The sequence below is a fragment of the Agrobacterium vitis genome (genome assembly GCF_014926405.1).
In the GTDB taxonomy this organism is placed as follows: domain Bacteria; phylum Pseudomonadota; class Alphaproteobacteria; order Rhizobiales; family Rhizobiaceae; genus Allorhizobium; species Allorhizobium vitis_H.
Genome location: NZ_JACXXJ020000005.1, coordinates 1,459,387 through 1,471,433, shown reverse-complemented (window position 1 = coordinate 1,471,433; position 12,047 = coordinate 1,459,387). Strand labels below are relative to the sequence as shown.

14 protein-coding genes are annotated in these 12,047 nt (G+C 57.8%); 5 read left to right on the top strand and 9 right to left on the bottom strand.

What is annotated here, in order from left to right; genetic code table 11:
- Window positions 1-57: 57 nt before the first annotated feature.
- Window positions 58-1,206 (top strand): ROK family transcriptional regulator, encoded by a 1,149-nt coding sequence (locus IEI95_RS17995; RefSeq protein WP_194416850.1) that lies wholly within the window; start codon window positions 58-60, stop codon window positions 1,204-1,206.
- An 11-nt stretch (window positions 1,207-1,217) separates the two neighbouring features.
- Here IEI95_RS17995 and IEI95_RS17990 read toward each other — a convergent pair whose 3' ends face one another.
- Both IEI95_RS17990 and znuA read right to left on the bottom strand, forming a co-directional pair.
- Window positions 1,218-2,432, bottom strand: coding sequence for a GTP-binding protein (locus tag IEI95_RS17990; protein WP_156536439.1), 1,215 nt, complete (start codon window positions 2,430-2,432; stop codon window positions 1,218-1,220).
- Between the two features lie 85 nt (window positions 2,433-2,517).
- A complete protein-coding gene (gene znuA, locus IEI95_RS17985; RefSeq protein WP_156536464.1) occupies window positions 2,518-3,450 on the bottom strand; it encodes a zinc ABC transporter substrate-binding protein ZnuA in 933 nt (310 codons plus the stop codon).
- 176 nt (window positions 3,451-3,626) lie between these two features.
- On the opposite strand from znuA, the gene IEI95_RS17980 reads away from it, so the two are divergent.
- From IEI95_RS17980 to IEI95_RS17970, 3 genes are read left to right on the top strand one after another with little or no spacing between them, the layout of a single operon-like run.
- On the top strand, window positions 3,627-4,559 hold the full coding sequence (locus IEI95_RS17980) for an ATP-binding cassette domain-containing protein (protein WP_194416849.1): 933 nt from the start codon (window positions 3,627-3,629) through the stop codon (window positions 4,557-4,559).
- Window positions 4,549-5,361 (top strand): zinc ABC transporter permease subunit ZnuB, encoded by an 813-nt coding sequence (gene znuB, locus IEI95_RS17975; protein WP_156536440.1) that lies wholly within the window; start codon window positions 4,549-4,551, stop codon window positions 5,359-5,361. The genes IEI95_RS17980 and znuB overlap by 11 nt, the downstream gene beginning before the upstream one ends.
- Window positions 5,362-5,368: 7 nt before the next feature.
- Window positions 5,369-5,767, top strand: coding sequence for a Fur family transcriptional regulator (locus IEI95_RS17970; protein WP_156536441.1), 399 nt, complete (start codon window positions 5,369-5,371; stop codon window positions 5,765-5,767).
- A gap of 10 nt (window positions 5,768-5,777) precedes the next feature.
- Here the strand turns inward: IEI95_RS17970 and IEI95_RS17965 are convergent, their stop codons facing one another.
- The 6 genes from IEI95_RS17965 to IEI95_RS17940 all read right to left on the bottom strand — a co-directional run bounded on the left by IEI95_RS17965 (window position 5,778) and on the right by IEI95_RS17940 (window position 10,706).
- Window positions 5,778-6,305 carry a gamma carbonic anhydrase family protein gene (locus IEI95_RS17965; RefSeq protein ID WP_156536442.1) on the bottom strand — a complete coding sequence of 176 codons (528 nt, stop codon included), beginning with the start codon at window positions 6,303-6,305 and terminating at the stop codon, window positions 5,778-5,780.
- Window positions 6,306-6,422: 117 nt separating this feature from the next.
- The gene (locus IEI95_RS17960) at window positions 6,423-6,776 is read right to left on the bottom strand and encodes a hypothetical protein (protein ID WP_156536443.1); all 354 of its coding nucleotides are present in this window, start codon (window positions 6,774-6,776) and stop codon (window positions 6,423-6,425) included.
- 182 nt (window positions 6,777-6,958) lie between these two features.
- A complete protein-coding gene (locus tag IEI95_RS17955) occupies window positions 6,959-7,258 on the bottom strand; it encodes a hypothetical protein (RefSeq protein WP_234891178.1) in 300 nt (99 codons plus the stop codon).
- An 87-nt stretch (window positions 7,259-7,345) separates the two neighbouring features.
- Entirely contained in the window at window positions 7,346-8,770 is a 1,425-nt protein-coding gene (locus tag IEI95_RS17950; RefSeq protein ID WP_234891179.1) for an SPOR domain-containing protein, read from the bottom strand.
- A gap of 279 nt (window positions 8,771-9,049) precedes the next feature.
- A complete protein-coding gene (locus IEI95_RS17945; RefSeq protein WP_156536444.1) occupies window positions 9,050-9,805 on the bottom strand; it encodes a hypothetical protein in 756 nt (251 codons plus the stop codon).
- 286 nt (window positions 9,806-10,091) lie between these two features.
- The gene (locus tag IEI95_RS17940; RefSeq protein WP_194416848.1) at window positions 10,092-10,706 is read right to left on the bottom strand and encodes a transglutaminase-like cysteine peptidase; all 615 of its coding nucleotides are present in this window, start codon (window positions 10,704-10,706) and stop codon (window positions 10,092-10,094) included.
- 165 nt (window positions 10,707-10,871) lie between these two features.
- On the opposite strand from IEI95_RS17940, the gene IEI95_RS29640 reads away from it, so the two are divergent.
- A complete protein-coding gene (locus IEI95_RS29640) occupies window positions 10,872-11,003 on the top strand; it encodes a hypothetical protein (protein ID WP_272950906.1) in 132 nt (43 codons plus the stop codon).
- Between the two features lie 322 nt (window positions 11,004-11,325).
- Here the strand turns inward: IEI95_RS29640 and IEI95_RS17935 are convergent, their stop codons facing one another.
- Window positions 11,326-11,937, bottom strand: a complete 612-nt coding sequence (locus tag IEI95_RS17935; protein ID WP_015915994.1) for a PilZ domain-containing protein — start codon at window positions 11,935-11,937, stop codon at window positions 11,326-11,328.
- Between the last annotated feature and the right edge of the window lie 110 nt (window positions 11,938-12,047).

Below are 12,047 nucleotides of genomic sequence, written 5' to 3'. Positions count from 1 at the left end.
ATGCTCGCAGTCGAGTTGCGATTGCCTGACCGCGAGACGCCGGATAGATATTCAACCATGACGACCCAAGCCAAACAGCCCTCTCGCTTTGACAGAAACCCGCTTGCCAGCGAGAACGAACGCCTGATTCTGGACATCGTTCGCCGTCACGGACCAATTGCCCGATCAGTCATCACCGCCCATACCAACCTGACCCAGCAATCGGTGCATCGGTTGATCGAGGGGCTGATCGAGCGGGGTTTGCTGCGCACCGGCGCGCCGCTGAAGGGCGCACGCGGCCAGCCAAGCCCGACTATCGAGCTTGCGGTGGAATCTGTGGCGTCGCTGGGCATATCGATCAACACCGATTCGGCGATTATCTGCCTCGCGGATTTCAGCTGCGGCGTGATTGCCCAGAAGAAACTCAATCTCCTGCCGCTCAGCCGTGAGGCCACCCTTGCTGCCTTGTCACGGACCTTGGACGAGATGCTTGATGCTCATAATCTGCCGCGCGACCGGCTGCTGGGGCTGGGTTTTGCCATGTCGGGTTTTTCCGTTGCCGATGACCGGATATTCAATGCGCCGGAACCCTTGGAGGACTGGTCGCTGACGGATCTTCGCCCGGTCCTTGAACAGACGTTTCAGCTTCCCGTCTGGCAGGAGAACAATGGGACCACGGGCGCTATCGGCGAAAGCTTGCAAGGTGTGGGGCGATGGTGCCAGACCTTTGCCTATCTGTCGTTCAACTATGGCTTCGGTGGCGGGCTGATCCTCAACGGCCAGCCTTTTTACGGATTTCATGGCAATGCCGCCGAATTATCCGGGATTTACGACCCAACCGAGGCACCTCGGCGCCCAGCCCTGCAATATTTGCTTCGGAGCCTTCAAGACCACGGCATCGAGATTGATTCCGTCGATACTCTTTACCGGACATTCGACCCAGATTGGCCAGGCGTGGAGGCGTGGCTAGAGGCAACCATGCCACAGGTCGAACGGCTGGTGGCGGTTTTGATCGCTGTGATAGATCCGCAGACCATTGTTTTCGGCGGTCAATTGCCGCCAGCGCTGGGCGCGATGATGATCGAAAGATGCCCGATGCCCTCGCAGCGGGTTCATCGTTACGGCGTCGGGCCAAAGGAGGCCCGACTGGTGCTCAGCGAAGTCAAGGGTGATGCCGCAGTCATCGGTGCGGCGCTTCTGCCACTCAAGATGCGGTATTTTATTTAAACCAAGCAGGTTCAAGCCTCCGCAAAGTGCGGCGCTGCCCAGTTGGGGAATGGATCGCGCATATCGCGCCAGACGCCGGGGGTGAAGCGATCCGCACGCACCAGACAGGCGTCCAGTCGGGCGCGGATTTCGGCTTCATCCATGGGGTCTGCACCGATAAACACGAGTTCCTGGCGTCGATCACCCCAGACTGGATCGAGATAGGGTTTCATGGCAATGAGGAAACCCTTGTCCTGTGGCCATTGCTGCTTGGGTACGGAGGACCACCACAGGCCCATGCGCCCGGTGCGCACCAGCGGCCCGGCCTGGCTCAGTTCCCCGACATGATGGGGCCGGGTTGCCAGCCAGAAAAACCCCTTGGCGCGGATCACGCCTGGCCAGTCGCTATCAATGAAGTCCTGGAATTTCAGGGGATCGAACGGGCGGCGGGCGCGATAGACAAAGCTGCGAATGCCATATTCTTCGGTTTCAGGCACATGATCCTTGAAGCCGTGCAATTCCTTGAACCACAGCGGATGGGTTTCCGCCCGGCCAAGGTCGAACCGACCGGTTCCCAGCACGTCCTTCGGTTCGATCTGACCGAAATCGGTCTCGATGATCCGCGCATCCGGGTTGAGGCCGACGATGATCTTGCGGGCTGCATCCAGCCGGGCAGGGCCGGCGGTTTCGGACTTGTTGAGGATGACCACATCGGCAAACTCGATCTGCTCGACCAGAAGGTCAACGAGCGTGCGGTTATCGTCTTCACCTGCGGTTTCGCCCCGGTCGGAGAGGAAATCGCTGGAGCTGTAATCGCGCAACAGGTTGGCGGCATCGACCACCGTAACCATTGTATCCAGCCGGGCGATGTCGGAGAGGCTGTTGCCGTCCTCGTCACGAAACTCGAACGTGCTGGCAATCGGCAGCGGTTCGGCAATGCCGGTCGCCTCGATCAGCAGATAGTCGAACCGACCGGAATCAGCCAGTTGCCGCACTTCCGTCAGCAGGTCTTCGCGCAGGGTGCAGCAGATGCAGCCATTGCTCATTTCCACCAATTGCTCGTCGGTGCGCGATAGATTGGCGCCTCCATCACGCACCAAGGCGGCATCGATATTCACCTCGCTCATGTCATTGACGATCACCGCGACCTTCAGCCCGGCCCTGTTGCCGAGAATATGATTGAGAACCGTGGTTTTACCGGCACCGAGAAAGCCGGACAGCACAGTTACGGGAAGCTTGTTGTCCATCTTCAACTCCTTAATGTAATAACATTACATTGATGGTTCTAAAAAAGGCGAGCAAGGGCGCTCGCCTTTTTGGTTGTTGCGTCTGTCAGCCCTTCAGGCAGGTGGCCATGGCGGTTGCCAGATCCGTCATCAGGGCGGGATAGAGGTCAGGGCCATCGGCCAGCCCCGTGCCAAGTGGGTCGAGCGTGCCGGTGCGGGCATTGCTGCCCTCAGACACCACTTTGATCAGTTTCGGCGCAAATTGCGGCTCGGCAAAAATGCAGGCGGCGTCCAGGGATTTGATCTTGGCTTGTAACGCCGACACCCGTTCGGCACCCGGGGCTTTTTCCGGGCTGACGGTGACGGAACCGGCAACCGTCACATGGTAGCGGTGCTCGAAATATTGATAGGCGTCATGAAAGACGATGAATGGCTTGTCCTTGACCGGGGCCAGCATGGTATCAATCTGCTTGTCCATGGCATCGACCTGCGCCTGGAATCGGGCAAGATTTTCGGCATAAAGCGGGGCATTGGCCTTGTCCGCAGTGCTCAAGGCTTCGGCTATGGTTGCAGCCATTGCCTTGGCATTATCAGGGTCGAGCCAGATATGCATGTCATGGGCGCCATGCTCGTCTTCATGGTCATGCCCGTGGTCTTTATCGTGGTCATGTCCATGCCCGGCTTCGTGCGCATCGCCATCGTCATGGGCCTCGAATGGTCCACCTTCGCGCAAGGGCAACAGTTCCACGCCCTTGGCCTCTGCGAGCGCCACCACTTTGGCCTTGCCTGCCAGCGCATCCAACGGCTTGTCGAGAAAGGTTTCCAGCCCCGGCCCGACCCAGAATATCAGATCCGCCTGTTGCAGTGCCTTGGCCTTGGAGGGTTTCAGGCTATAATCATGCGGGGAACCGGCACCTTCTACCAGAAGATGTGGCGTGCCAGCACCCTTCATGATCGCGGCGACGATGGAATTGACCGGCTTGATCGAGGCAACCACATCAGGTGCGGCGGCAGCCATGCCGGGGGCAAGCAGAAGCATGGGGATAAGGCTGAGCAAGGGCATTGTCTTCACAGGCAAGGCGGTCTCCAATTTATATAAGCCAAAGCAAGGACGGTTCCTTGTATGGGGTATGTAATGTTATTACATTGATTGCGTAACGCTATAACGTGTGTCATAGCCGGTTGCAACACTCAATCTGTGGAGTTTCGGTATCCGTGTTGAAGGTGCTGGGTGAAAAGCCATTGGTGACATTGCGCAATGCCGGCATCAGGCGCGGCGGACGCTGGCTGGTGCGGGGGGTTGAGCTTTCGATCCGCAAAGGCGAACTTGTCACCCTGATCGGTCCAAACGGATCGGGTAAATCGACGACAGCGAAAATGGCGCTTGGCGTGCTGAAGCCCGATGAGGGTGAGGTGGTGCGCGAGCGGCCGTTTACGGTTGGTTATGTGCCGCAAAAACTGAGCATCGACTGGACCATGCCGCTCACGGTTGACCGGCTGATGACCCTGACTGTCAAGCTGTCCAAGGCGGAGATCGAGGCTGCCTTGGATTCTGTCGGCATTGCCCATCTGCTGCGCGCCGAAGTCCAGCATCTGTCCGGTGGCGAGTTTCAGCGGGCGCTTCTGGCGCGCGCTTTGGCCCGCAAGCCGGACCTGCTGGTGCTGGATGAGCCGGTGCAGGGCGTAGACTTTGCCGGTGAAATCGCCCTTTACGAATTGATCGCGGATATCAGGCGCAAGACCGGTTGTGGCGTGCTGCTGATTTCCCATGATCTGCATATGGTGATGGCAGAGACCGATATCGTCGTTTGCCTGAATGGACATGTCTGCTGCCGTGGCACACCGGATGTTGTCAGTCAAAGCCCGGAATATCAGCGGCTGTTCGGCGCTGCTGCGGCGCGCACGCTTGCCGTCTACAATCACCGCCATGATCACACGCATCTGCCGGATGGCCGGGTCCAGCACCTCGATGGGTCGGTGACAGATCACTGCCATCCTGATGACGGCCATCATCATGGCCGGGTTGAGGAGCACCATCATCACCACCACGATGACACGCTTGAGCTTGAAGAGAACCATCACGCTCATCATCACCACGGCGAAGGACAGTCCGTGACGTCGGGGAGGGGTGACCGTCATGATGGATGATTTCTTTGTTCGGGCATTGCTGGCCGGTATCGGGCTGGCGCTGACGGTTGGGCCGCTCGGGTGTTTCGTCATCTGGCGGCGCATGGCCTATTTTGGCGATACGATGGCGCATTCCTCGCTGCTGGGCGTGGCGCTGTCGCTGTTGTTTTCCGTCAATCTGACGCTCAGCGTGTTTCTGGTCGCGGCGATTGTATCACTGCTGCTGTTGTTATTGCAGAACCGGCGCGGGCTTTCCGCCGATGCGCTGCTGGGTATTCTCAGCCACGCGACACTGGCGATTGGCCTTGTCTTGGTGGCCTTCATGACCTGGGTGCGGGTCGATCTGATGGCCTATCTGTTCGGGGATATTCTGGCCGTGACGCCGCAGGATATCGCCACCGTCTGGATTGGTGGGCTTGGCGTCATTTTTTGCCTTTGCCTATTGTGGCGGCCCTTGCTGGCGGCAACCGTCAACGAGGATGTCGCTGAGGCGGAAGGCTTGAAACCAGCGCGGGCCAGGTTGATCTTCATGCTGCTGATGGCGGTGGTGATTGCCATTGCCATGAAAGTCGTCGGCATCCTGCTGATCACCGCGCTGCTGATCATTCCGGCTGCCACCGCCCGGCGGTTTTCCATGACGCCGGAAATCATGGCGGTGCTGGCGTCTGTTATCGGCGCGGTTGCCGTGGTTGGCGGCCTGTTCGGATCATTGACCTATGATACGCCCTCTGGCCCGTCCATCGTAGTGGCCGCCCTTGTCCTGTTTGTTCTCAGCTTGCTGCCGATACGCCGTTTTTCAACGGCTGCCGTGAAGAAAGGATGATCGTCCGATGTCCACACCGCAATTGACCCGCAATCAAAGCCTGGTCTTTCAGGCGCTTGAAAATGCCGAGGGGCCGCTTTCGGCCTATACGATCCTCGACAAGCTACGCGACAGCGGTTTTCGCGCCCCGCTACAGGTTTACCGGGCGCTGGAAAAGCTGCTGGAATTCGGCCTTGTCCACCGGCTGGAAAGCCTCAACGCCTTTGTCGTATGCTCCCACCTCCAGCATGATTGCTGCGACCACGGAACCGTGGCATTCGCGATCTGTAGCAAATGCGGGCAGGTCAAGGAGTTTCACGATCACTCGATTGACCATCGGCTGGGAGACTGGTCGAAGGGCCAGGGCTTCAAGGCTGAGAAAACCACCATCGAGATTCGCGGCGTCTGTGCAGAGTGCCTCGTCTGAAATCACGCCTTCAGAGCGGTTTCAGTTCCCTGGCAAACCGTTGCCAGTTGGCGATGTAGTTTTGCGCGGAGCGCTTCAGGCCTTCCACGGCCTTGTCATCAAGAGTGCGTATCGCGCGGGCCGGTGAGCCGACAATCAGGGAGTTGTCGGGAAATTCCTTGCCCTCGGTAATCAGCGCATTGGCACCGATAAGGCAGTTATTGCCGATCCTGGCACCGTTCAGCACGGTCGCTCCCATGCCCACCAGCGTGTTGTTGCCCAGAGTGCAGCCGTGAATGATGGCATTATGGCCGATTGTGCAGCCTTGCCCAATGGTCGTCGGAAAGCCCATATCGGTGTGAATGGTGACGTTTTCCTGCACATTGGAGCCTGCGCCGATGGTGATCGGCTCATTATCACCCCGCAACACCGCACCAAACCAGATGCCGACATCCTCACCGATGATCACATTGCCGATGACCTGCGCATTGGGCGCGACCCAGTAACGGTCGGCGGAAGGCAGGTGCGGTTTCAGATCCCCGAGGGCGTAAAGTGGCATGGTGGCAGGTCCTTTTATCGATCTGCCCCCGATCTTTCGGGATAAGTCTTAGAAAAGCAAGGGCTTTGAACCCGTTGGGGCCGGGCGCGTATGCCCGGCCCTGTCACTGCCGATATGTCAGCGGACATACAGCACGAAGCTGCCATCGGATGCTTCGTCAGCGTAAATCACATTCTTGAGCTCAACACTTTGTGACAGCAATTGCCTGCGCAGAACCGGATTTTCGCGAATGGCGGCCTGGACTTCGCGAGCCTCAGGGCTGGTCGGCGTCAAAGATCCGAGAAAGTCCTGAAATGTGTCATGCTTTTCGATCTCATCCGGCGTGCTGATCATGAAGCGGGGATTGTGATCTGTTGCCAGCGCCCTGTCAGCGGCAGACATGGCTGCATGGCTGATGCCAGTCATGGCGGCGGTTGCGAGAACGGCGGCAAGAGAAATTTTGGCAATGCGAGACTTGGCAGTGCAAGACATGGGTTCACTCCTCCAGGAACAAAACCGGCGAGAAAAACTCGTTAGCCGGTGAAGGAGATCCTCGCGCTTAATCCGATCAAATCCAATTCACCAGCGAGTGAGATTGGATTAATTCTTGGTCATGTTCGCCGAGGCAGCGGACATGTGACCTGCTCAAACTTGCTCGTTCGGGGCCTATGGTTTTACCGCAGCCGTAGCTTTACCGGTACCCGACGGGAATGCGGGTGCAGATGCAGGTGAATACTTGCTTCCGGCTGAGAATAGCGCCAGGCACGCGCGCCGTGGCAGAGGAGCAGGTTCATCAGATCCCGCGTCTTGGCCCGCGGCTTGTTGATGCCATCGGCCAGCCTTATCGCCGCTTCATGCAGCGGGTTGAGGCCAGCGCGCGGGTTGAAGCGAAATGCCGGATCACTGCCAACTGCGCGATCAACTGCCTGGTCAACGACCTGGCCGGTGTTCAGGTGGTTTTCATTGCTTGCCATGATTACATCCTCGTACGCATTACATTTCGAGGTGAACTGACCGGACCTTGCGCAAACACCTGCGCAGGCCACGGTAAGACAGAGTGACTACTGCATTGCGGCCCAGCAACTGACGCCTGCCTTTTTCAAGCGATTGCAGGCATTGACCGCAGACTTCTGATCATCGAAGCCGACGAACCGGGCCCGATAAACCTGGGATGCTCCTTCGCCATAGGCCATGGCGAAAGGTCGCGCACCCTTGAGTGAAATACCGCTCTTGGCACGGGCGCTTTTCAGCAGGTCCATCGCAGCTTCCTGGCTATCCGAAACACCGATCTGGACGGTCCAGCCCGAAGGTGCCGCAGTTGGGGCCTTAGTGGAGAAGGTGACTGTGTTGTCGACATCGGCTGGCGGTTTGGGGCCAGATGACTTGGAGTGGCGCGACGCACTTTTGCGGGTCTGCGGCATGGGAGCCGATTCCGTTTCCGGGGCCTGGCTTGCCTCCGCTTGCTTGGCAAGAGCGGCAACCGCATCATTGGCGCCTCCGCCACCGGCATAAGCTGTTTCGCTCAGGCTTCCCGTGTCATAGCGTCCGCCGGGCACGGGTACGCCGGATTGAGGCAATTGCGGTGCAACGGCGGTTTCGCGGGCAACAGGTGCCATCGGCTCAGGTACGGTGCTTTGGCGGGCAATAAGCGGGCTTGCGCCACCACGACGGGATGCTTCCGGCAGATAGGTTGCCATCAGTTTGCGCATCTGGTTGTCGCGTGCGGCGCCGGAGGCACCACCCAACACCACGCCAACCACGGATTTGCCGTCGATCTGCAAGGAGGTGACGAGGTTGAAGCCGGAGGCATTGGTAAAGCCGGTCTTGATCCCGTCGACGCCGCGCACCGAGCCGATGAGGCGATTGTGATTGCCGATTACCTGGCGACCATAGGTGAAGCTGCGGGTGGAAAAGTAAGCGTAATATTGCGGAAAATGCTGTCTTAGCGCCATGCCCAGCCGCGCCTGATCGCGGGCCGTGGTCATCTGGCCGGAGTTTGGCAGGCCATTCGCATTGCGATAGGTGGTCCGCGACATGCCAAGTGCGCGCGCCTTGGATGTCATCATCTGGGCAAACCGGGCCTCGGAGCCGCCGAGATATTCGCCGAACGCAGTGGCCGCGTCATTGGCGGAGCGGGTGACGAGGGCCTGAATGCCTTGCTCTACGGTAAAGCTGCCGCCGGGCCTGAGGCCAAGCTTGGATGGTGGCTCGGAGGCAGCATGGGCCGACACGGGAACAGAGGAATTCAACCGGATCCGGCCTTTCTCCAGCGCTTCGAAAACCAGATACAGGGTCATCATCTTGGTGAGCGATGCCGGATAACGCAGGCTGTCAGCATCGGTGGCGCGCAAAACCTTGCCGTTATTCACATCCACGACAATGTCGGCATAGCGCGATGCAGCAGCAGCCTCAGGAGCCGGAGCCACCAACGTGGCACAGACCAGAGCCACGGTGAGAGAGACACGCATGACAGGCCGAACAATCATGTTTCGACCAAGGAGGCTAGCAACTCGCATATTCACCACTGCACTCTTTCCTGAATTCCAGCCCTGATCACGCATAGGGTCGGGGCAACATGCCCGGTCTGGTGCTATGCGTATGAATTCTTGCTTTGGCCGCCCCCCAGCGACATATTTCCTGACGCTAACACCACAGCGTTACCAAGTGGTTTATGATGAACAACAGGTTGCCGGTCCCTGCTGCATTTTTCTAAAATTTTGCCGATGCCCATAAAAATCTGCGCCAAGTCTGGACAAGGTTCGGATCTACTCACTCGACACGGTCAGTCGGGAAGCGACGAATGCTTCGACGGCGGTATCAATTTGCCGCCAGTCGGCCAATTTCTGGCGCGAGAACCGGTAAAGCACACTGAGATCGTGACCGGCGTTGAGGTCGCGCTGACAGGTGTCGACGGCTGGGCCGTCCTGTTGCAGTCCGGCTTGATCGGGGGAAAGGCAGCGGATGGCGAAGTCCGGGCGACCCGGCCGTGGTGCCGTATAGAGAATTTCGCCGTCATAGCCGCTGCCCGCCCGAAAGCGGTGGCCGGTCAGGCCAAAGGGGCCTGGCTGCGGCGCTCCTTCGAACAATTGTTTGTAGATCGGCTCGATCCGGCCTGACATGTCGCGTGACATGGTGCTCTGGGAAATCTGGAGGAAAATCAAATCGTTCGATTGGCTGATATCGTCGAAACGTAGCCGGTCAGCCTGACTGTAGCCACGCATTTCCGGCCATGTCAGGGCCAAATCCACGCGGGCTAGAGCGCCATCGTGGCGCTGGCGTTGGAACCTTATGGCGTTGTCTTCAATTCGCAGACGATCAAGGCCAATGGTGATCGCTCGTGGTGTCGTGCTCTCGCTGCGCCGATCACTTGTCAGCGCCCGGCCAATCCAGTCGCTGCCGAGAAACAGCGCCAGGGAAAAGACCAGGAGAAGGGCGAGACCCACAAAGCAAACCGTCAACGCCCTGGTGGAAATCAGGGGCTTCTCAATGTTGGTTGTGGGTAACTTGACGGCTTGGTCCATGCTTTGACTGGCCTTCTCTTGGCTGCGCAACCCTTCCACGTCATCATGGGTGAGGCATTGGCCAACAACCTGAAAGACGGGACCCGAGTCGCACGTAGAAGCATGGTCAGGGCATGGTTAATGGCACGTTAATGGTGCCCTTGCGCCCGTCTGCAATATTCAAAAAAGTGAGCCGGCTCCGTGGCAGCGGAACCGGCTCTTGGCCTTGGTCGGACGGAGATGCGGGGACGACCGGGGCCAATATCTGCCAGACGTCGTGGATGCGGTCGCGTCCTCGCCTTGGCGGTCAGTTTTTCGGAAGGGCGGCAACCGTTGCGGCGCGCCCGTCCTGGATCTTCATCCATTGCCCCGGATTGTCGGAGGACTGGCGTTTCAGGAATGTATATTCCGTATCCGACCAGAGCAGTACCTTGTTGCGCATGTTGTCGAGGATGAAATCACCACGATCGGTGCGGACGGTCAGTACGGCATGGCCATCGCCATTCGGTTGCAGCACCACTGTTATCAGCAGGTTGGATTCGTCCACGCCTTTCGCAATCAATTGACGGCGCTTGAGCAAGGTGTAATCTTCGCAGTCGCCGGCAACGGTTGGGTATTCCCACCATTCCTCGACACCGTAAAGATCCATATCGGTTTCCGGCTTGATCGTGGTGTTGACGGTGTAGTTCACGGCAAGAATGTCTTGCCAGAGCGCGGGCGTCAGCTGTTGCGGACCTCTGTCGCTGCCGGAGGGGCGGCATTCGCTGGCGTAACGCTGGCAGAACTCGTAATGGCCTATCGGCTGGCTGGCTCTGCCATTGATTTTCATCGAAGGCTGGCCGGCAAAAGCCGCTTGTGCGCTGGCGAATGCCACGATAGCGGCGATGATGGCGAAACCTGTTGTCGTCTTCTTGTTCGTCATTGGGTGTCTCCCCGTTATGGGAGTACAATGACAGTGATACTTTGCTGTCTGGCAAAATTGGAAGGTAGTAATAAGTACAAAATCGAAGAAAATAAGTATAAAATTAAAATAAAATTTTAGGCAATTTACTCCTGTTTTCTATGGGAATTGACAAGGCGGTCTGGCATGGACGGCTATGTCAGTATTGCAAGCAAGCTTATTATCTATTTGAAAAATATCGAAAATTTAAAAAGAGGCACGCCAGGAAGATTGTGGCGTGTTGTGCCGAAAGGGCGCATCGTTGTCCCAATACTTTAGGCGAACGTCGATGTCGAGTGGTTCCAAAAAGGGATTTCTCACCAAAAGACCGTAGGAGATACTCGAATTCCTCCAAAAATGCATGGGTTTTGGTGAATGATGGATGAACGGGATTGGGATCAGGCATAAGGCTGGAAAATATACAGCGCTTTTCGTCTTGGCTGGATGAGCGAGATGACGCAGGAGATTTGGAAGGCAACAGAAAGCCGAGGGCTCTATCCTCTGCGCATGCTCGAAACTGCCAGGGCGAAGTGAATCCCGATGTCGCGAAAGGACAGCTACTATCAAGCGGCGGTGCGGCTTAATATGAACCTGACGGGTCCTACAGAAACTCTGTCAGGGCCTCGCGGGATTGCAGGGTGGTGAACTCGATGGCAACGCCTTCAAGAAAGTGGCGCACGACGCGGCCACGCATGCTGCCCAGGCGTACCGCAGTGCCAAGGGGTGGGCGAATATCGATATCGATCGCCGCGCCTGAAAGGGACAGGTCCATGATCCGGCAGCTATATTTGCGTCCGTCATCAAAGACCAGTTCGGTGCGCGGTTGCTTTGGTGTCAGTCGGTCATGACGGCGGTCTTCCGGCAGGCCCAGTTCGTGCTTGTTGGCAATCCAGGTCAATTGAGCAGCAAGCTTTTCGCGTTTGCGCTCCGTTGCAACAATGCTGATGACAAAGCCATCATCGGTGGTCTTGATCACGGTGCCTTCGATGCGGCCGATATGGTCGATATAGGCAATGATCCTTTCGCCCGGCACGGGGCGGGCAGCGCAGATCACCCGGACGTCTCCCGGCGACATATCCACCGTCAGGCAGACATATTCATCCTCGCTCGGCACCATCAGCCGACCCTCAAGACTCACGGAGACGCGCTGAAACGCCCGCTGAACCGGGGGACGTGCTGAACCGCTATTGGGAGCCTGATTATAGGAATACATGCAACGATTCTTCAACGCTTTGAGTCGCCTGAAATATTAGGCGCTATGCGTTAACAGAGTGTTTTGCTCTTCACCGATCTGTCCACAGATCTTCAGGGGCTGAAGCTAAA

What these genes read in the sequence shown, in the direction of transcription:
- IEI95_RS17945 (WP_156536444.1), bottom strand. Translation starts at nt 9,805, where the DNA reads ATGGACCAAGCCGTCAAGTTACCCACAACCAACATTGAGAAGCCCCTG.
- IEI95_RS29640 (WP_272950906.1), top strand. Translation starts at nt 10,872, where the DNA reads ATGGACGGCTATGTCAGTATTGCAAGCAAGCTTATTATCTATTTGAAA.
- IEI95_RS17970 (WP_156536441.1), top strand. Translation starts at nt 5,369, where the DNA reads ATGTCCACACCGCAATTGACCCGCAATCAAAGCCTGGTCTTTCAGGCG.
- IEI95_RS17955 (WP_234891178.1), bottom strand. Translation starts at nt 7,258, where the DNA reads ATGGCAAGCAATGAAAACCACCTGAACACCGGCCAGGTCGTTGACCAG.
- IEI95_RS17960 (WP_156536443.1), bottom strand. Translation starts at nt 6,776, where the DNA reads ATGTCTTGCACTGCCAAGTCTCGCATTGCCAAAATTTCTCTTGCCGCC.
- IEI95_RS17990 (WP_156536439.1), bottom strand. Translation starts at nt 2,432, where the DNA reads ATGGACAACAAGCTTCCCGTAACTGTGCTGTCCGGCTTTCTCGGTGCC.
- znuB (WP_156536440.1), top strand. Translation starts at nt 4,549, where the DNA reads ATGATGGATGATTTCTTTGTTCGGGCATTGCTGGCCGGTATCGGGCTG.
- IEI95_RS17935 (WP_015915994.1), bottom strand. Translation starts at nt 11,937, where the DNA reads ATGTATTCCTATAATCAGGCTCCCAATAGCGGTTCAGCACGTCCCCCG.
- znuA (WP_156536464.1), bottom strand. Translation starts at nt 3,450, where the DNA reads ATGCTTCTGCTTGCCCCCGGCATGGCTGCCGCCGCACCTGATGTGGTT.
- IEI95_RS17965 (WP_156536442.1), bottom strand. Translation starts at nt 6,305, where the DNA reads ATGCCACTTTACGCCCTCGGGGATCTGAAACCGCACCTGCCTTCCGCC.
- IEI95_RS17940 (WP_194416848.1), bottom strand. Translation starts at nt 10,706, where the DNA reads ATGACGAACAAGAAGACGACAACAGGTTTCGCCATCATCGCCGCTATC.
- IEI95_RS17995 (WP_194416850.1), top strand. Translation starts at nt 58, where the DNA reads ATGACGACCCAAGCCAAACAGCCCTCTCGCTTTGACAGAAACCCGCTT.
- IEI95_RS17950 (WP_234891179.1), bottom strand. Translation starts at nt 8,770, where the DNA reads ATGATTGTTCGGCCTGTCATGCGTGTCTCTCTCACCGTGGCTCTGGTC.